Origin of the sequence: Sulfuricurvum sp. (assembly GCF_028681615.1) — a bacterium.
Taxonomy (GTDB): Bacteria; Campylobacterota; Campylobacteria; order Campylobacterales; family Sulfurimonadaceae; genus Sulfuricurvum.
The window spans coordinates 1-19,375 of sequence record NZ_JAQUHV010000009.1 but is presented as its reverse complement, the minus strand read 5'-3'; the positions used below and the strand labels follow the sequence as shown (position 1 = coordinate 19,375).

At 42.4% G+C, this 19,375-nt stretch carries 16 protein-coding genes and 1 tRNA gene; 7 read left to right on the top strand and 10 right to left on the bottom strand.

What is annotated here, in order from left to right:
- Positions 1 to 241 precede the first annotated feature (241 nt).
- Positions 242 to 1,015, top strand: a complete 774-nt coding sequence (locus PHE37_RS09210) for a DNA adenine methylase (protein WP_299993224.1) — start codon at positions 242 to 244, stop codon at positions 1,013 to 1,015.
- Between the two features lie 93 nt (positions 1,016 to 1,108).
- Here the strand turns inward: PHE37_RS09210 and PHE37_RS09205 are convergent, their stop codons facing one another.
- Positions 1,109 to 1,333: a hypothetical protein gene (locus PHE37_RS09205; RefSeq protein ID WP_299993222.1), complete on the bottom strand. Its 225-nt coding sequence runs from the start codon at positions 1,331 to 1,333 to the stop codon at positions 1,109 to 1,111.
- 419 nt (positions 1,334 to 1,752) lie between these two features.
- Positions 1,753 to 1,836 (bottom strand) — tRNA-Leu (locus PHE37_RS09200).
- Between the two features lie 148 nt (positions 1,837 to 1,984).
- On the opposite strand from PHE37_RS09200, the gene PHE37_RS09195 reads away from it, so the two are divergent.
- The 6 genes from PHE37_RS09195 to PHE37_RS09170 all read left to right on the top strand — a co-directional run bounded on the left by PHE37_RS09195 (position 1,985) and on the right by PHE37_RS09170 (position 12,629).
- On the top strand, positions 1,985 to 4,087 hold the full coding sequence (locus PHE37_RS09195) for a flagellar biosynthesis protein FlgL (RefSeq protein ID WP_299993220.1): 2,103 nt from the start codon (positions 1,985 to 1,987) through the stop codon (positions 4,085 to 4,087).
- A gap of 99 nt (positions 4,088 to 4,186) precedes the next feature.
- The gene (locus tag PHE37_RS09190; protein ID WP_299993267.1) at positions 4,187 to 6,406 is read left to right on the top strand and encodes a DNA translocase FtsK; all 2,220 of its coding nucleotides are present in this window, start codon (positions 4,187 to 4,189) and stop codon (positions 6,404 to 6,406) included.
- 228 nt (positions 6,407 to 6,634) lie between these two features.
- The gene (gene acnB, locus PHE37_RS09185) at positions 6,635 to 9,244 is read left to right on the top strand and encodes a bifunctional aconitate hydratase 2/2-methylisocitrate dehydratase (protein WP_299993218.1); all 2,610 of its coding nucleotides are present in this window, start codon (positions 6,635 to 6,637) and stop codon (positions 9,242 to 9,244) included.
- Between the two features lie 79 nt (positions 9,245 to 9,323).
- A complete protein-coding gene (gene dbpA, locus PHE37_RS09180; protein WP_299993217.1) occupies positions 9,324 to 10,676 on the top strand; it encodes an ATP-dependent RNA helicase DbpA in 1,353 nt (450 codons plus the stop codon).
- A gap of 38 nt (positions 10,677 to 10,714) precedes the next feature.
- Positions 10,715 to 11,203, top strand: coding sequence for a PAS domain-containing protein (locus PHE37_RS09175; protein ID WP_299993215.1), 489 nt, complete (start codon positions 10,715 to 10,717; stop codon positions 11,201 to 11,203).
- A complete protein-coding gene (locus PHE37_RS09170; protein WP_299993213.1) occupies positions 11,181 to 12,629 on the top strand; it encodes a methyl-accepting chemotaxis protein in 1,449 nt (482 codons plus the stop codon). Before PHE37_RS09175 ends, PHE37_RS09170 begins: the two co-directional genes overlap by 23 nt.
- A gap of 9 nt (positions 12,630 to 12,638) precedes the next feature.
- On the opposite strand, the gene PHE37_RS09165 is transcribed toward PHE37_RS09170, so the two are convergent.
- The 8 genes from PHE37_RS09165 to PHE37_RS09130 all read right to left on the bottom strand — a co-directional run bounded on the left by PHE37_RS09165 (position 12,639) and on the right by PHE37_RS09130 (position 19,237).
- Entirely contained in the window at positions 12,639 to 13,880 is a 1,242-nt protein-coding gene (locus PHE37_RS09165; protein ID WP_299993211.1) for a glucose-6-phosphate isomerase, read from the bottom strand.
- Complete coding sequence (gene gap, locus PHE37_RS09160; protein WP_299993209.1) at positions 13,880 to 14,875, bottom strand: type I glyceraldehyde-3-phosphate dehydrogenase; 996 nt, start codon at positions 14,873 to 14,875, stop codon at positions 13,880 to 13,882. The genes PHE37_RS09165 and gap overlap by 1 nt, the downstream gene beginning before the upstream one ends.
- Positions 14,876 to 14,979: 104 nt before the next feature.
- The gene (locus PHE37_RS09155; RefSeq protein ID WP_299993207.1) at positions 14,980 to 15,507 is read right to left on the bottom strand and encodes a glycine zipper 2TM domain-containing protein; all 528 of its coding nucleotides are present in this window, start codon (positions 15,505 to 15,507) and stop codon (positions 14,980 to 14,982) included.
- Positions 15,508 to 15,573: 66 nt separating this feature from the next.
- Positions 15,574 to 16,194 (bottom strand): ATP phosphoribosyltransferase, encoded by a 621-nt coding sequence (gene hisG, locus PHE37_RS09150; protein WP_299993206.1) that lies wholly within the window; start codon positions 16,192 to 16,194, stop codon positions 15,574 to 15,576.
- Positions 16,188 to 16,805, bottom strand: coding sequence for a type III pantothenate kinase (locus PHE37_RS09145; protein WP_299993205.1), 618 nt, complete (start codon positions 16,803 to 16,805; stop codon positions 16,188 to 16,190). Before PHE37_RS09145 ends, hisG begins: the two co-directional genes overlap by 7 nt.
- A gap of 4 nt (positions 16,806 to 16,809) precedes the next feature.
- Positions 16,810 to 17,643, bottom strand: a complete 834-nt coding sequence (locus PHE37_RS09140) for a tyrosine-type recombinase/integrase (protein ID WP_299993204.1) — start codon at positions 17,641 to 17,643, stop codon at positions 16,810 to 16,812.
- Positions 17,643 to 18,641: a hypothetical protein gene (locus tag PHE37_RS09135; protein ID WP_299993202.1), complete on the bottom strand. Its 999-nt coding sequence runs from the start codon at positions 18,639 to 18,641 to the stop codon at positions 17,643 to 17,645. Before PHE37_RS09135 ends, PHE37_RS09140 begins: the two co-directional genes overlap by 1 nt.
- Positions 18,641 to 19,237 (bottom strand): hypothetical protein, encoded by a 597-nt coding sequence (locus PHE37_RS09130; RefSeq protein ID WP_299993201.1) that lies wholly within the window; start codon positions 19,235 to 19,237, stop codon positions 18,641 to 18,643. Before PHE37_RS09130 ends, PHE37_RS09135 begins: the two co-directional genes overlap by 1 nt.
- Positions 19,238 to 19,375: the final 138 nt, after the last annotated feature.

Here is a 19,375-nt window from a genome sequence, read left to right as displayed (position 1 = left end):
CTGTATTGAGTATGTACTTGCTTATGATTTTGTATCTGTAGTCGAGTATGCGATGAAGTATAAAGAAAATGCCGGAGTTTGTCGCTAAGATCAGAACCTCAAAACACCTTGACGTTCATATTTCATGATATATGAACGTCAAATGCCCCCGCTACACCAACCACAAAAGATGCAGCGGTACCGGAATTATTCCGAGTATCTTAGATTGGCCATGTAAATATGACATGGTGAAAGGCAATTAATGCATCATCCTATCAAAGCCCCGTTCGCATGGATCGGGGGTAAATCTAAACTGGCCGATGATATTGTGGCCATGTTCCCGGAACACCGTCTATATGTCGAAGTATTCGGAGGTGCTCTTAACGTTTTGTATCGTAAGCAATGTTCTACAAAACAAGCTGAAGTAGTCAATGATATCAATGGTGAGCTGATCAACCTACACCGTATTATCCGGACGAGACCTCAATCCTTATCTTCGTATCTCAACCGGCTATTGATCAGCCGTGAAGTATTCTCCGATATCCTCTCCGGACGAATGAATCCGACAAATAATATCGAGCGCGCTGCTTTATATTTTTATCTCCTATCTCAGAGCTTTGGAGCTAAGGGGACTACATTCGCCATGAACGCCAAGAGCAGACGTCCCAAAGACATCTATAAGGACTTCGGACAGTGGTCTAAACGGTTGAAGTTTGTCACGATTGAGAATATGAGCTTCGATAAGCTAATTCGGACATACGATGCCGATGATGCGTTCTTTTACTGTGATCCACCCTATGTATCGACTGAGAGTTACTATCAGCATACGGGCGGTTTTGGTGAAGCAGAACACCGGCAATTGTCAGAGCTGCTTCATGGGATAAATGGTAAGTTCTTATTGAGCTATAATGATTGTGAACTGGTAAGAGAGCTCTATGCAGACATGAAGATCATATCTACTAAAGAGATCAACTATACCCTTCGAGGAGCGGGAAGTAAGAAGGCGGTTCGGGAGGTGTTTATTACGAACTATTAGGAGGCGATGCCTCCTAATAGTTTTTATGATTTGAATTTAAAATGCAAGTTATTGATTGTAACTGATGAATATTGCAGTTATTTAGATTTGAATTTAAGTTGTTTGCATTTTCTGTAATTGGTGTTCAAGTTTATCACTTATTACATAATGCAATCCCATCTTTCTTAAGAGTTCTGTATTTTCTATATAAAACTCATATTTTGTTTGCTCACTTGGATGAGCATTAAGAAGCGACATGGCCTCTTTTGTAGTTTTACATCCAAGCATTTTAAGCATGTTTTGTCTATTTTCATCTGTTATATTTTCCTGATAAAACATTCTATACCTCCTACTTTATGAGTAATTATACACCTATTACCTACCCAAATTATCAGTCTGTATAGTTTTATTTTTGAATTTGAAATGATAGTGATTTGTTCACATTTAGCTTAAAAAAGGTACGTTACTATCATTTTAAATTCAAATTACTATCATTTTAAAAACGGTTGTACAGGTAAGCGGTGCTACTTTCTTATTTGCCATAATGTACCTCTGCTAAATGTACTTAATTTGAAACATATTAACAGTAGATTAGCACAATGTACTTTGATTGTAAAGTACATTAAAAAGTACATTAGGCTTTCGGATATAGATGGATTGGCTCGGAGCGTTTTGGACTAGAAAAATAGGAAAAGTGGCTAAATAAGGGGTTTGTATAGGATTTTTTGGATGATTTTGGACTGATTCGAATAAGGGGGTGGTACCAGTGGGCGGACTCGAACCGCCACGACTCGCGCCACCGGATTTTGAATCCGGCGTGTCTACCATTTCACCACACTGGCATTTGTTTGAAGAGGACGGAATTATAGGCACCGTTTGCTTAAAGATACGTAAAAGTACTTTTACTAATCATTTGTAACTTTTTGCCGATAATAGAGTATGGAACTTTTATTGCTTAACAATGCTTAAGCTTGCACAAAAGGATTTGACGTGAGAATCACAGCGGGATCATATTACAATAATATATACGGCGAAAATAATAAACTTAACCAACAATTGTTTGATGTCAATAAACAAATTTCTTCCGGTATGAAAATACAATATTCGTATGAAAATCCGGGAGTAGCGATTGATACACTCCGTTTGGACAACGAGATCACAACTCTGACTCAAGTCAAAACGAGTGCCCAAAGCGCCTATAAAATTTCGACCCAAACGGACACGACGATCGGAGAAATCGTAAAAACGATCGAATCCATGAAAGTTAAAATGATCAATGCCGCAAATGACACAAATTCCGATACCAGTACCCAAGCGATCGCAAAAGAGCTTCGCGGGCTTCAAAATCATCTATTAACCTTGGCAAATACGTCGATAGGAGGACAATACCTCTTTTCCGGCACGGCTACCTCTGTCAAGCCTATCGATGCAAACGGTATGTATCAGGGGAATGATCAAAATCTTGAAGCTTTTTTAGGGTCAGGGGTAAAACAAAAATACAATATCAGCGGTTCACAACTCTTTTTAGGAAGTGAAAATAGAATCAGCCGTATGGTGACTTCCAATGTCCGCCAAATGAGTTTAACGGATCTGTACCCGGATATCATGAAAGATCCGGCAATATCTCGCAGCGCTTCCACCGAAACTTATATTAGCGGATCAAGCACGATACGTGATCTCATGGGGGATACGGACAGCATTACGACCAATGACGCTGCCCACCCAAGTTATTTTTATCTTCAGGGAACGCGCACTGACGGAAGTACGTTTAAATCAAAAATCCAGATGAATATGACCGACACAATGGATGATTTGACCCACAAAATCGCCCTCGCGTATGACCCGAATCAAACAAATCCGACCGAGAACCAAGTCAATGTAACGATTAATGCCAACGGCCAAATAGAAGTTTCCGATAAATCAGCAGGATCGAGCAAACTCGATTTTCATCTGGTCGGTGCGGTGGATTTTAGCGGCGGAGCGGCAGCCGATGTGACCAACATCGATAATCTTCAATCGGGCACAACCGATTTCGAAACGGCAGCAATTACGACACCGGGTCTGTACATCAAAGAATTTACAAAAAGCGGTTTCACAACCCCTACCGGTACACCTAATACCATAGAAGGGATCAATTACGATCGAACGAACTTTACGCAAGACGGGGCAATCCTGACATCAAATGTTTCTCAAATCGTAAATGCTGATAATTCGTTTGCAACCAGTTCTACTAAATTGATAGAAGTAAGCGGAGAAACAACTTTAGATGGGAAACAGTTCGTCATTCAAGGTAAGAATGTAACTGGAGCTGCTTTCACCGCACAAATCAATTTATCATCAGCCGGTTCAACATTTTCACTTGATGGTGGTGTAACAAACTTTAACATTTTTACGGCAACAGCTCCTCGAAGTGCAGTTGATGCAGATCAAATGACTTATCAACAAATGATGGATGTTATTAACATTGCGACATCTGGAACATTACCGACTGCTAATACAGCAACAGCTTATGATACAGCAATTACAGCATCAAATGTATTATCATCTACAACACTAGATTATGCAGGTCGAATCAAAATTGAAGACAAAACTAATCCTACCACGAAAGCTTCAATAGCCCTGTATGATTCAACATCGAATACCTATCCTCTTCTGACAGGTACAATATCATCCGGTAGTGCATTGTCTTTTAATGACAATAGCGCATTGCAAGTCCGTGATGCAAAAACAGATTTTTTTGCCCAAATTGAGGAGATGATACAATCCGTTGAAGCCGGTAAAAAACGAGCGGACGGCACAACTACAACCGGTCAAAGAGATATCGGTGTTCAAAATTCAATACAGATGCTGGATGATCTAAGCGACCATGTCAGCCGACTCCAAACTGAAGCAGGTTCGTATTCGCAAGTATTGCAGGCATCTTCCGATCGGACGGATATGCTGATCATCAGTACAAAAACATTGCAATCCGATGTTATTGATACGGATATCGCAGAAGCGACACTCAAAATGCAGCAATTGAGTCTTAATTATCAGGCATTATTATCAAATATCTCAAAAGTGTCCAAACTTTCACTCGTTAACTATTTATAGCAATCTGCAATAAAAGGGCTTTCTGTCCCCTTTTTTGCTATAATAAAACCACTTTCAACCTGATTTCAAGGATCTCCTATTTTACGCGATACACTGTTTATAGCCGGTTTCGGCATTTTATTTTATTTAGGCATTGCAACCATCATCGGCGATGCATCCATTATTGGTGCGTACGGGGCAATGTTTGCCCAAGCCAATGTTTGGATTTTCGGCTATGTCGCTTATGTCTATTTATTACTCTTAATGATACCGCTGTTTTACTCGTATAAATACGACGGAGAGCTCTATCGACGTCTTGAAATGGCGGGCATTTTTATCCTTTTATTTATTGCTATGCTATTTTTTCAGGCAATGGTGGTCGAGGGGATGTATCGCGGCATATTCATCGGAAGTATGGTTGATTTCTTATCGGTTTACATCGGAACATTCGGACTATGGATTTTGTGGTTAATGATGGTGGCCGTTTCCGTCGTATTGGTCATGGAACAAAGCCTCTCAGAACTGGCACAACCCCTTAAAGAATACATGGATAAACCGCTTAGAACTCCTAAACAGCCTCAAACGAAAACAACTACGCCTCCCTCACCACTAAAATCTGAACCTATTATCGAAACACCTCTTTCTGCACTCGATGATGAATTCGAAGAACCGTATTCTCTTTTCGATAACGCATCTTCCAAAATAGAAGAAAGTGTTTCCCATACAGAACCTATACAGCCTTCAGAATCTTCTTCTCCCGTCTCCGAAGCGCCGAAAACCGTAGAAGAGCTTCCGAAAGAGTCTACCATTCTCAGTATGGCTAAAAAAGTCAAAGAGAGCAAACAGCATGCCCTCGTCATCGATGAGCTCGAAGAGAATAAAATGCTGCTGGAACAAATCGATAAAGGGGTAAGTGAAAAACCTAAAAACTTTAAACTCCCGCCAACTGATTTTTTCCAAAATCCCCCTAAAAAACAGACTTTGGTCGATGAAGCCGAGCTTGATGACAAGATTAAAGATCTTATAGACAAACTAAGACATTTTAATATCGACGGAGACGTCGTACGCACTTATGCCGGGCCTGTTGTTTCGACGTTTGAGTTTAAACCTGCCGCAAACATCAAAGTCTCCAAAATCTTAGGGCTCCAAGATGATCTCGCGATGGCACTGCGTGCTCAGACCATCCGTATCCAAGCTCCGATCCCGGGCAAAGACGTTGTCGGTATTGAAATCCCGAACAAATCGGTCGAAACCATCTATTTGCGTGAAATGTTGGAAAGCAAACTTTTCCAAGAGGCGGCTTCTCCCCTCACTCTGATCTTAGGGAAAGACATTGTCGGTAAGCCGTTTATTACGGATCTTAAAAAACTCCCCCATCTTCTTATCGCAGGGACGACCGGGAGCGGTAAAAGTGTCGGGATTAATTCGATGATTCTAAGCCTTCTTTATAAAAATTCTCCGGATCAGCTCAAACTTCTGATGATCGATCCGAAAATGTTGGAATTTTCTATTTACAATGATATCCCGCACTTACTCACTCCGGTCATTACAAAACCGAAAGAGGCGATCTCAGCGCTCAACAACATGGTCTATGAGATGGAGCGACGATATCATTTGATGAGCGATACCCGCACTAAAAACATCGAAAACTACAATGACAAAGCAAAAGCCGAAAAACGGGATCCATTACCGTATATCGTCGTCATTATCGACGAACTTGCCGATTTGATGATGACCAGCGGTAAAGATGTCGAATACTCGATCGCACGGCTCGCGCAAATGGCGCGTGCCAGCGGTATCCATCTCATCGTAGCGACACAGCGTCCGAGTGTCGATGTCGTAACCGGCCTTATCAAAGCCAACCTCCCGTCGCGCATCAGTTATAAAGTAGGACAAAAAATCGACAGTAAAATCATTTTGGACGGGATGGGTGCGGAATCGCTTCTCGGACGCGGGGATATGCTCTTTACCCCTCCGGGTATGAGCGGGCTTGTCAGGCTGCATGCTCCGTGGAGTACAGAGAATGAAATTGAAAAAGTAGTCGATTTCCTCAAAGCACAGCGTGAGCCCGATTATGATCGCCGGTATTTGGCGGATAACGGCAGTGTGGCGAAAATCAACAATGATACAACGGATAATAAACCCCTCGATGAGCTTTATGAAGAAGCTAAAAATATTGTCCTGAGTGAGCAAAAAACATCGATCAGTTACCTTCAACGTCGATTGCAAATCGGATATAACCGTTCAGCAACCCTTATTGAACAGCTTGAAAACAACGGTATCCTCTCCGCTCCGAATGCCAAAGGTAATCGCGATATCATCGCCAACGACCCTTTTTGATTCTCCCCTTTGGAGAACCACTCCCCTTTCTTTCTTATTTGTAACTTTTCTACCTCTTTTTTATGTTAGCTAATCTCTTATGTTTTTGCATTTAGAATTAATATTGTTACTATAATACACATTATGCACTCTTTTATTAAAAACAAATGTGTAATTGTGTAACATTTGTTCGAAAGTGTTTTTTTCTTCTGATATAATCATTCAAAATTAACTGGCACAGGAGTCACTATGGCTTTTATGGACGAATATAAAGCACACGTAGCGGAACGCGCAGCTCAAGGGATCCCTCCATTCCCACTTACAAAAGAGCAAGTTACTGAATTGGTAGCACTCATTACAAGCGAAAGTTCTAAAAATGATGAGTTGGTCACTATGTTGGCAGAACGTGTCAATCCGGGTGTTGACGACGGCGCACATGTTAAGGCTGCATTTTTACACCAAGTCGTTCAAGGTGAAGTAAAAGCTTTCTTAGCGGACAACAGCGATATTAACAGCGATGATCACAAAAAAGCGGCGATCAAAATCCTCGGTAAAATGGTTGGAGGCTACAACGTTAAACCACTTATCGATGCACTTAGCAACGAAGCAATCGCAAACGAAGCGGCACATGAACTGAAACATACTCTTTTAGTATACGATGCATTCAATGATATCGTTGATCTTTCAAAAACCAATAAATACGCAAAAGAAGTACTTCAATCATGGGCAGATGCAGAATGGTTTACCGCTAGAAAACCTCTTGTTGAAAAATTCAGCGTAGTCGTGTTCAAATTCCCGGGTGAAACCAATACCGATGACCTTTCTCCTGCGAGTGCGGCATTTACCCGTTCGGATATTCCTCTTCACGCGACAACCATGTTGAGCGCAAAAATGCCGGAAGGTATCGCAAAAATTGCTGAACTTAAAGAAAAAGGGATGCAAATCGCGTATGTCGGTGACGTCGTAGGAACGGGTTCAAGCCGTAAATCCGCAGCGAACTCCGTTCAATGGCACATGGGTGACGATATTCCCGGTATCCCGAACAAACGTACCGGCGGTGTCGTCATCGGAAGTATCATCGCTCCGATCTTCTTCGCGACATGTGAAGATTCCGGTGCACTTCCGATCGAAGCCGATGTAAGCCAAATGGAAACAGGCGATGTATTGGATATCGATACCAAAGCGGGAACCATTTCTAAAAACGGTGTCCAAATCGCGACATTCAGCCTTCGTCCAAATACGATCGAAGATGAAGTACGTGCTGGCGGGCGTATCCCATTGATTATCGGTCGCGGCTTGACGGCTAAAGCACGTGCTGCGCTCAGTATGGCTCCTGCAACTATTTTCGCTACCCCTATCCAACCGGCTGATACCGGTAAAGGATATACCCTTGCTCAAAAAATGGTAGGGAAAGCATGCGGCATGGAAGGTGTACGCCCGGGAATGTATTGTGAGCCTATGACAAGCACCGTAGGTAGCCAAGATACTACCGGACCGATGACGCGCGATGAGATCAAAGAACTTTCGGCTCTCGGCTTCTCGGCTGATTTCGTATTACAGTCTTTCTGTCATACGGCAGCGTATCCGAAACCCTCAGACGTGAAATTGCACGCAACGTTGCCTGCATTCATCAGCTCACGCAGCGGTGTTGCCCTTCGCCCTGCGGACGGAGTTATTCACTCATGGTTGAACCGTATGGTTCTTCCGGATACGGTAGGAACCGGCGGTGACTCTCACACCCGTTTCCCGATCGGTGTCAGTTTCCCTGCAGGTTCAGGTCTTGTTGCGTTTGCAGCGGTTACCGGCTCTATGCCTCTTGAAATGCCGGAATCCGTCCTTGTCCGCTTTAAAGGTGAAATGCAACCGGGTATCACATTACGTGACCTCGTTAACGCTATCCCGTATTATGCAATCAAACAAGGGTTGCTCACGGTTGAGAAAAAAGGGAAGAAAAATATTTTCAACGGACGTGTTTTAGAGATCGAAGGTCTTCCGAACATGAAAGTGGAACAAGCATTCGAGCTTTCCGATGCGTCGGCTGAGCGTTCAGCAGCGGCATGTACCGTTCGTTTGAATAAAGAACCGGTTATCGAATACCTAAAATCAAACGTGACGTTGATCGAAGCGATGATTAAAGACGGTTACGAAGATGCTCGCACGCTTCAACGCCGCGCCGATAAAATGAAAGAGTGGCTTGCCGCTCCGTCATTGATGGAACCGGATGCGGATGCGGAATATGCAGCAATCATCGAAATCGATCTTGCAGAAGTAACTGAGCCGATCCTTGCTTGTCCGAACGATCCTGATAATGTTAAATTACTCAGTGAAGTGGCGGGAGAGAAAATCGATGAAGTATTCCTAGGAAGTTGTATGACCAACATCGGTCACTACCGTGCAGCGGGTGAGGTAATGCGCGGCGAAGGCAAAATTGCTGTCGAAAAATTCTGGATCGTACCACCGACCCGTATGGATGAGCAACAACTCATCAACGAAGGGTACTATGACGTTTATAAAGCGATCGCGGCACAAACGGAAGTTCCTGGATGTTCACTCTGCATGGGTAACCAAGCAAGTTCACGTGAGGGTTCAACCGTATTCTCGACCTCTACCCGTAACTTCGACAACCGTCTTGGTAAAGGGACTCAAGTTTACCTAGGATCAGCTGAACTTGCATCGGTATGTGCGAAACTCGGACGTATCCCGAGCGTAGCGGAATATATGAGCATCGTACCTGAGAAATTGGCAGGAAAAGCCGATCAAGTCTATAAATATCTCAACTTTAATGAGATTGCTTCGTATTCACTTCAAGCACGTAACGTGGCTGAAGAAAAATACGGCGTCACGATTAAAGCTGTATAACCAACCTCTCTAACCCCCCTACAGTGGGGGGGTCCCCCATCTGTGCTATAATCGCATATCTACATTACAAAGCGACACAATGTCCTCATTCGAAACCTTAGCCTTACGTAAACCTCTCAAAGAGGCATTAAAACGCCTTGAATTCACCGCAATGACTCCGATTCAATCTTCTTCACTTCCTGTCATTTTGGACAAAAAAGATTGTATTGCACAGGCAGCGACCGGAAGCGGTAAAACCTTAGCCTTTGGGTTAGGGGTTTTGGAACGGATTAATCCTAAATCATTCGGTATCCAATCCCTTATCCTCTGCCCTACCCGCGAACTTGCAGAACAAGTTGCAAAAGTACTCCGTTCACTTGCCTCTGAAATCGGCAATATCAAGATTCTTACCCTCTGCGGCGGTGTTCCGATGCGCGGGCAGATCCATTCGCTTAAGCATGGAGCCCATATCATTGTCGGTACTCCCGGACGCGTTTTAAAACTGCTGCAAATGGATGCATTCGACCCGATTCAAATACAAACGGTTGTACTGGATGAAGCCGATCAAATGATCGATATGGGGTTTATCGAAGACATCACCTCGATTTTGGGATTTACTCCTTCAACGCGTCAGACTCTCCTTTTCTCGGCCACGTTTCCCGAATCGATTCAAACGATTACATCGGAGTTTATGAAAGAACCCGTAATGCTCAAAACGGAGCATGCTGTCAGTCAACCGAAAATTGAAGAGATCGCCTATCTGTGCAACGATAAGCTTCCGGCCATATCCAAAGTTCTCCATCTTCACAACATTGCAAATACGATTATCTTTTGCAACACGAAAGTCGACGCAAACGCCTTATGCGATGATCTAAACCGTATTGGCATCCATGCACTTACCTTACATGGCGATATGGAACAATTTGACCGTAACGAAGCGATTATCCAATTCCGCAATTTGAGTGCTCCTATATTGGTCGCCACCGATGTTGCGGGACGTGGAATCGACATCGAGGGACTCGATGCGATCATCAACTATGAAGTACCGATTCAAAATGAGCGCTATACACACCGCATCGGACGAACAGGGCGTGCCGGAAAAAACGGTATTGCAATTACGCTTGTCAATCATTATCAGTATGATCGTTTTATAGAACTCAAACGTTCTGTGACCCCTATTGAGCTTCCAGAGATTAAAGAAAAGTTTTCTATTAAAACCTTGATGCGTTCGATCTGCATCGATGCCGGAAAAAAAGAGAAACTCCGAGCAGGTGATATCGTCGGTGCGCTTATCAATGAATGCGGATTGACACAAGAAGAGATTGGTAAAATCGATCAACTTGATCATCTCAGTTATGTTGCGATTCCTCGTAACAAAGCTGAAAATATTTACCAAAAATTCGTCAGTCGACCGATAAAAGGGAAAACATTCAGGAAATGGTTGTTAGACTAACATAAACAGTTTCTGATACTTTTTTGCAAGGGTTTTCTATGTCCAATAAAGAATTAACATTCGGTGAAGAAGAATTTATCGTCTCGAAAACAGATTTAAACGGTAAAATAACCTATGGAAATGCTCTTTTTATTCAAATGTCCGGATACAGTGAGCTAGAGCTCATCGATCAGCCTCATAACATATTACGTCACGAAGATATGCCCGCAATTATTTTCAAACTCCTTTGGAGTAGAATTAAAGCTGGTAAAGAGATTTTTGCCTATGTCAAAAACAAGACGAAACAGGGAGATTATTATTGGGTATTTGCCCATGTCACCCCGTCATTTGATGCGAATCGAGCCATTAGCAATTATCACTCCGTACGCAGAAAGCCCTCTGATAAAGCGCTTAATGTTATCCGCCCTTTTTATGAAACTTTACTTCAAAAAGAGCGACAAGGTGGGGTTTCAGCATCTGAAGCAGTATTGAACCAATTATTACAAGATAAAGGAATGTCCTACGATGAATTTATCCTCACTCTCTAAAGTACAATATGCCAACCTTGCCTCGATAGCACTATTTATTATTGCGCTGATCCTCGAAACAGTGATGGACGGATGGAGTTGGGTCCGTATTCTCAATATTTTCAACTTCGCCTTGGCATGGTTTATCTTTATCAATATTCGAAAAACCCAAGAGACGATCCATGAAGTTGCTTCTGTAATCAAAGGGGCAGAAAAAGGATATTTGGAAAACCGGATCACCCACATCAAAGATCATGGAGAACTCAGCGACTTATGTTGGAATACCAACAACATGCTTGATCAAACGGAGGTATTTATCCGTGAAATTCGTGCCGGTGTTGAAGCTTCCAGCCGTGATGAATATTATCGTCGCATCAATACACAAGGATTGCAGGGAGAGTATAAAGAAGCAAGCACTTTTGTTAATAAAGCCATAGATGCAATGCATTTAACCTACCTTCATATCCAAAAATCTGTCTTAAATAGCTCTCTCGGTAAAATTGGTAGCGGAGTTGGAGGGGGACTAGATGTAATCCAACAAGATCTTCAAAATACAATTCAACGACTTGGAAACATCACGCAAATAAGTCAATCCACATCTCACAACGCATCAGAAACAGTCCATGAATTGGAAATTATTATCTCAAAGCTCAGTCGACTCATTGAGTTGGTTCAAACCTCTGCTGAAGCCATTAATGCACTCAATGAAAAAACCAATGAAATCAGTTCTGTTGTCAATTTGATCAAAGATATTGCGGATCAAACCAACTTATTGGCTCTGAATGCCGCTATTGAAGCGGCCCGCGCCGGAGAACACGGACGTGGATTCGCTGTCGTTGCCGATGAAGTACGAAAACTTGCCGAACGGACACAAAAAGCGACCGGTGAAATCGCCATAGCTGTCCAAACCTTACAACAAGAAACCACTGAAATCCATACAAATTCCGAAGATATGAGTGATATAGCCAACGAATCAAGCAGTGCAATTGAGTCATTTAGAGTGACCCTTAGCAGCTTCAATGAAGATGCACTTAGTACATCATTACAAGCAACAGTAATTGAAAATACCACTTTTGTTACATTAGCAAAAATTGATCATATTATGTTTAAATCAAATGCATACAAAACAATTGTCAATGGTCAGTCTGAAGCTAAATTTAGTGACCATCATAGCTGTCGTCTCGGAAAATGGTATGAAAGTGGTCCGGGAAAAGAGCGTTTTTCTCATCTTCCAAGCTTTAAAGGGATTGAAAAACCACATGAAACGGTTCACACTGAAGTGCATAAAAATCTTCAATTTATTGAAAATGGAGACCATTCTGTTGAGCATAAAGATGAAGTTATCAAAAATTTCCAATCCATGGAAGATGCAAGTCAAATACTCTTCACTCTTATGGATTCCCTGATCAAAGAGTCAGAGCAAGAAATACTTAATAAACGCTCATAAAGAGCGTTTTTATTTTTTTTGAAAATACCCTGCTAAAATTGTTTTCCCAAGCTCAACACCCGGCTGGTTGTAGGTATTGATTTCCATTAGAGCACCGCATATCGAAGTTAATAGCTCATAATAGACTATCATCTCACCTACCGATGTTTCGTCTATTTTCTTCCATGTGATTTCATCTACACTGACACCGCTTTTTAAGACGCTTTGCATGGTTGCTTTGCACTGAGCATTGATAAGGTCGTTAAAGCTTTTACCATTGATAAAATCACTTTTTTCCAAGAATTTCAACGAGAGTTCCGGAATCATCAAATGGTCTGCAGAAGACTCAACATGCATAAATGTAACCGTTTTATTCAACGGCCCTTCTATAATAAGCTGTAAGAAGGAGTGTTGATCCACAGAACCGATTAACGAAATCGGTGTTAAACCGACACGCTCGCCGTAACGGTTACGCTTTCCGAGTGACTCACCCCATAATTGTACGACCCACTTGCCAAACTCTTCAAAAGAATCCGCATAGGCAAATAAAACATTCATCGGATATTGATCTTTATGGGATACATAATACGACGCTTTTTGCAGAATATGTTCTTCTTTTCGATCCCAGAAACGCTCTAAAAAGCTTTGGGCTCCTTTGAGAATCGCAGCCGTATTAAATCCTGCCAAAGTAAGCGGAACAACACCGACGGCACTCAAGACGGAAAATCGTCCTCCGACATTATCCGGAATGACAAATCGACGAAGATGATATTCTTCCGCAAAACGCGAAAGTATAGAGTTGTCATCACTGACGATATAAATTTGGTCAGAACACTCCAAAGTTAGTTCAAAACTGACGATTAAACGTTTAAAAATAGAAAGGGCTTCTACTGTCCCGCCCGATTTGGAGATAACGATAAAAAGGGTTGTTGCCTTATCGATCTCTTCCATCTCGCTTATGATACTGATGGGATCAGAATTTTCAAGGTAAACAATTTTTTTGGCATTGGGCGTACTGGGGCGTAATAAACGCTCGATCGCTTTAATCCCGAGTGAAGAACCGCCGATACCGATAACAGCTATGGTATTAAATCGCCGGTCAATCTCATCTCGTGTCGTATTGAGTTCTTCTACAAGTGCTTGAGACCCTTTAGGAAGATGATAATACCCTACTTCATTATTTTCTACTTCATAATGAACCGCCTCAAACCCTTTTTCAAGTGTAAAGGGATCAAGTGTTTTCGTATCGAAATGGTTCGTATACTGCAACATCAGTGCGTTCCGATAAGAACTGTCATATCAACAAGACGACTGCTGTAACCCCATTCATTATCATACCAAGCCAATACTTTAACCGTATTTCCATCCACGACACTCGTCATATCCGGAACATACGTCGAGCTGTAGGTTGAACCGATAAAATCACATGAGACCCGTTTATCGTTATCGACTTCGATCAGCCCTTTGAATGCACCGGCGGCCGCAGCGTTAAATGCAGCATGGATATCGTCTTTCGTAACTGACGTACGCAAATTAACCGTCAAATCGACCACCGATACATCCGGAGTCGGTACACGCATAGCATAGCCGTTGAGTTTTCCGAGTAATTGAGGCATGACTTTGCCGATTGCTTTAGCTGCACCGGTAGAAGTCGGGATCATATTAAGGGCTGCAGCACGGGCACGACGAGGATCTTTTGCATGCTTGACATCTAAAATATTTTGATCGTTTGTATACGAGTGAATCGTTGTCATCAACCCGTTTTCGATACCGAATGCATCATCTAAAACCTTACAAATCGGTCCAAGACAGTTGGTTGTACAGCTGGCATTGGAAATAATCGCTTCACCTTTGTAGCTGTCTGAATTTACTCCATACACATAGGTCGGAGAATCATCTTTTGCAGGTGCAGACATGATCACTTTTCTGATACCGTTTTTGAGGTGTTTTTGACAGCTTTCCTGATCTAAAAATACACCGGTACATTCGATCACTACTTCAGCCCCGCAGCTTCCGAAATCTACTTTGTCAATGTCCCGCTCACGAAACATACGGACATTTTTACCGGCAATGGCAATAGTCGTTTCATCAATTACTTTTGCTTCGATACCGCGATGGACACTGTCAAACTTGAGCAGATATTCGAGCATTTCCGGTTTTGCCGTTGTGTTTAATGCAACCAACTCAATATCACTGCGCTCTGCAATAATCTTGGCTACAATAATCCCAATTCTTCCTGTACCGTTAATTGCCACTTTGAGTGCCATGAAGTCTCCTACTAAAAATATCTATATATTTATTTTAACGAAAAAACTTTACAAAAGAGTTACGTAGGGAAGATTTCAGCCTCATTTTGAGACTGAATTATGAATTAATAGCTGTATGTGACTGTAACAGGAATCTGTCTAAGAGGTTCAGCACTCTCAACACTGATCTCTTTGCCTTTATATCTGGCGACATTTGTATAACCACTCAATACCTGACGTGTTCGTACCGTATTAACCGTTTCACATCTGCGGACGGTGCGGTAAGTTGCCGGAGCGTTTCCACCGTAATTATTGGCAACGTTTTGTCCTGCCAATGTTCCTAAAATAGCACCGCCTACCGTTGCTACGGTTTTACCGGTTCCACCGCCGATTTGGTGTCCTAAAACACCGCCCAATGCTCCGCCTGCAACTGCACCGACAACGCTGTTTCCGCCACCGCCACCGCCGCCTGAACTTACCTGTTCTTGGACATCATAACATTTCTCACCTGGAACCTGTTCTTGGATTGTCGTCATGATCGGAGTCGATTGACTTACTTTGACATACTCCACGGTTGAAAAACTATCGGCCATCACTGCTGAACCTGTACATAACAGCACAAGCGCTAAACGCGATATAGAGAGACTTGACATAACTATCCTTTTTGCTTGTTAATTATGGCAATTGTATGCATTTATTGTTAATCGATAGTGAATTTTTTATTTTTCCCCATACAAGAGGGCATTAATTTTTTCGTATATATCCAATATTTCGCTTTTCTTCTCAAAAAAGCTGTTTTTATTCGCGATCAAATGGGTCGTCGACTCCATAATCGTCTCAACAACTTCGAGCCCGTTTTGCTTCATGGTACTGCCCGTCTCTACCACATCGACAATCATATCCGCCAATCCGACCAACGGAGCGAGTTCGATCGAACCGTAAAGTTTAATTATGTCTGCAGCGACTGCACGCTCAGCAAAATAGCGTTTGGTGATGTTAACCATCTTCGTCGCTACTTTGATTTCGCTTTTGGAAAAATCAGGTTTTTCACCGGCACGCATTCCGATAGCCACACGGCATTTGCCTTTTTGCAAATCGAGGAGACGAATCACATCCAACCCCTGCTCTTCGAGAGTATCGAGACCTACTACACCGATATCGGCGGCTTGGTGATAGACATAGGTTGCAACGTCTTGATTGCGTACCAACAAAAATTTGAAATTTTCAGTTTGCAAGATCAATTTACGATCATCAAATTTAAAACTGCTTCCGAAAATCGTTTCGAAAATCTCCAGCGTATCTTCGGCAATTCGCCCTTTTGGGAGTGCGACACTTAGCATTTAGACCCTTTATCAATCAACTTTTTCATCCCTGTGAAGATCAAATCTTCTTCCACTGTCGCCTCCGTAAAAAAGCGGGACAACAGCCGTGCATCACCACCGGTTAGATAAAGCGGTTTTCCGAGACTCTCAATCTTCTCGATTAGCGGAGCCAAAAAACCGACCGTAAGAGCATCGGGAGTATTTTTCGCCATTATAGTCAAATCTACCTCAAAGTTAAATGACACGTCCAATGCAGGAGAGAGTCTTGCATAGGCTTCTTGCGCCGATCGGAGTCCTAATGATATAAACCCGCCCTGATAGACCCCGCTATTCATCACATCAACCGTAATGGCACTCCCCGCATCGACGATTACCCCCTCATGAACCGATTCACACACCATGATTCGGTCAATTCCCATCGTAGGATAATAGTGATTCCAGTCAATCAGTGCACTTACATCGTGCCAGTTAGATTGATTTTTGATTCGTTCATTGAAAACACGGTTTACGCTGACGAAATAAATATCGTCTAGGATTGACGATGGGTCAAAATCAGTTGCATTATACTTAGTATGCTTACCCTCATAAAACAAATCCACCGTCGTATTACCAATGTCACAAAGAGTCATTTATTTATCCTTTAATCGCTGTATGTGCCATCGGATGATGTTTGCATACTGTCTCTTGAAGATTTTGTTTTTGCACATGCGTATAAATCTGGGTCGTTAGCAGTGAAGCATGACCCAGTAATTCCTGAACGACACGTAAATCCGCTCCGCCGAGTATCAAGGCCGTCGCATAGGAGTGGCGCAGTGCATGGGGAGAAACGCCCAGGTATTTTTGCGTAATTTTAAAAGCGGAAATTCGGCTGAGCGGCTCTCCGCGATAGTTAAGCCAAAGTGTTTGACGTGTATAAGGGCATGACTCCTGATAGATTCTAATCGCTTTCAATGCCTCATGAGCGATAGGGACATAACGCTCTTTTTCCCCTTTTCCGTGACGGATACGTAGCCACTCCCCCTCAATATCCCCCTCTTCGGCAATCAGAGCCTCACTGATGCGGGCACCCGTCGCATACAAAAAAAGGATGAGGGCGTAATCACGCATTCCGATCCACTCACTGCGATCAATGCATTGCAATCCGGATTGGATCGTCTCATACGATAAATATTTCGGAAGGTTTTTCGGGACTTTTGAGAGGGGGAATTTGGATGATGTATGATCGTACCGATTACGGTGGCAAAAGTCTAAAAATGAGTTAAATGCTGAAAGCTTCCGGTTGAGCGTCCGTTTGTTGGTTATCGTCCCAAGGATACGAAAAACGGTGCCTGAATCGATCTCAGTAAGATTTTTGAGTGACGTGTTTTCAATCTCGGTCAAATCATGGCGATAGGCCTCGATCGTTCGAGGGCTAAGCGCTTTGATAACCGTTATATATTCGATAAAAGCGTCAAGCTCTCCCGACATTATTTGAGATTGATATAGCGGTCATCAAAATAGAACTGACCGTCTCCCACAAAGATTTTATTATCGCTGTCCATATCAATGTCAAATACATCGTACGTTAAAAGATTTTTGCTCAAAGCGATCATATACCCTTCTTGCTCTAAAACAAACACGCGGTCATTTTGTACGCTGATTCCCACAAAGTGAGCAAACGGGAATTTTTTCTTCGCTTTAAACTGTAGAGTCGGGCTCAAAGCAATTACTTCCCCTTGCTTCGTCGTCAGCCAGATACCGTCAGCAGTATAGGCAATGTTTCGAATCTCATACTTTTCGCGAGCCTCTTTTTGCGAAAGTGCTAAAACAGTATTTCCGGTTGAAGCGACAAGATTATTGTCGATAACATTCATATAGGTAATATTATTAAAGTATTCATCCGAACTGACAACGACGGAGCGTAAAACTTGTTTTGTCTCTGAATTGACAATCACAATCTTGCCGTCCAGCGTCAAAAACATAACCAATTCTTTTAGGAAATAAGGATTTGCGATTCGTGCATCAACTGCAATCGGAGCATTAGAAGGCTCTTTAAAAAGAAGCTTTTTACTTTCAAGAGAGTAAAGCGCCATCTCATTATTCGTAAATAAAACGGCAACAATATCACCTTGAATACTTGCTGCAGCGACCCCTCGTTTGAAATCAAACGTTATTTTTGAATCGGTACCGTCTTGAGGGAACAGTACCATATTGCCTTCCGGACTCGCAGTAATTACCCAAGAATCGCTTATGTTAATCAGGCTGTAGTCATTTGGGATTTTCAACATTTTTTCACCGTCTTTAGAGAGAAGATGTCCATTTTCCAGAACAGCTGCCGATTGTGTCACCTGGTTAATAGAAGCACTCAAATGTCCGGCACTGCGCCATTCGCCTTTTACATGCTCCGGTTTGAATACCTCTTTGTGAGAGCACCCGCTGAAAAGAACAGCCATTGCGGCTGATAACGCGATAAAGGTCGTTTTCATTATTTTACTCCGTAATGCGAGAGCGACTGCGCTATACTGTAGATAGGTGAATTTTCGGGAATCAGAGAAAGATGTTTATGTGCCGACGCCGTATCACCCTTTTCGATTGCATTGACGGCAAGTTCAAGTAAAGCAATATCTTTATATAAAGCGCCTTGCTTTTTCGTATACATATCAAGAGCTTTAGAATCGCCTTTGATCGCTGCAGCTTCATATGTGGCGATATCAGAAACGCCAAAGGCGTCAGAGTTCTCCAACTTTTCTAACACTGTCACATCATTTTGTGCAATACCGCGTGAAAGCTGCCATACGTCATACAATTTAGGGTTGTCATTTTTAAGTGTCGCTTCTGCATTTTTATCCGCAGGATTAGCCAACAAAGCATTAAATGCCGTATTGGAACTCTCAATTTTTGACTTTATATACATTTGGTAGCCGATCGCACCACCTACTGCGAACAACGAAGCAGCGACTACAGCAATTAAAGGTTTTTGATACCGTTTGACGAAACGTTCAGTCCGGATAGCACTTTCGAAAAATTTTTCTTCAGAACTCAGCTCCTCTTTGAGGGCACTCATATTCTCTTTTAGACTCAAAACAGCTCCTGTCTTTCACAATCATTAATTAGAGCAATGATATCTTACCCTACGTTAAAGTTTTGTAAACCTATTTTTAGGGTACAATTATTTTTCATAAATTTATCACAACTTAGGTTAACCATGCAAATTGACGAA

Coding starts and splice junctions, on each gene's coding strand:
- dbpA (WP_299993217.1), top strand. CDS start 9,324: ATGTCCTCATTCGAAACCTTAGCCTTACGTAAACCTCTCAAAGAGGCA.
- PHE37_RS09170 (WP_299993213.1), top strand. CDS start 11,181: ATGAATTTATCCTCACTCTCTAAAGTACAATATGCCAACCTTGCCTCG.
- acnB (WP_299993218.1), top strand. CDS start 6,635: ATGGCTTTTATGGACGAATATAAAGCACACGTAGCGGAACGCGCAGCT.
- PHE37_RS09210 (WP_299993224.1), top strand. CDS start 242: ATGCATCATCCTATCAAAGCCCCGTTCGCATGGATCGGGGGTAAATCT.
- PHE37_RS09165 (WP_299993211.1), bottom strand. CDS start 13,880: ATGTTGCAGTATACGAACCATTTCGATACGAAAACACTTGATCCCTTT.
- PHE37_RS09135 (WP_299993202.1), bottom strand. CDS start 18,641: ATGAAAACGACCTTTATCGCGTTATCAGCCGCAATGGCTGTTCTTTTC.
- PHE37_RS09205 (WP_299993222.1), bottom strand. CDS start 1,333: ATGTTTTATCAGGAAAATATAACAGATGAAAATAGACAAAACATGCTT.
- gap (WP_299993209.1), bottom strand. CDS start 14,875: ATGGCACTCAAAGTGGCAATTAACGGTACAGGAAGAATTGGGATTATT.
- PHE37_RS09155 (WP_299993207.1), bottom strand. CDS start 15,507: ATGTCAAGTCTCTCTATATCGCGTTTAGCGCTTGTGCTGTTATGTACA.
- PHE37_RS09140 (WP_299993204.1), bottom strand. CDS start 17,643: ATGTCGGGAGAGCTTGACGCTTTTATCGAATATATAACGGTTATCAAA.
- PHE37_RS09145 (WP_299993205.1), bottom strand. CDS start 16,805: ATGACTCTTTGTGACATTGGTAATACGACGGTGGATTTGTTTTATGAG.
- PHE37_RS09175 (WP_299993215.1), top strand. CDS start 10,715: ATGTCCAATAAAGAATTAACATTCGGTGAAGAAGAATTTATCGTCTCG.
- hisG (WP_299993206.1), bottom strand. CDS start 16,194: ATGCTAAGTGTCGCACTCCCAAAAGGGCGAATTGCCGAAGATACGCTG.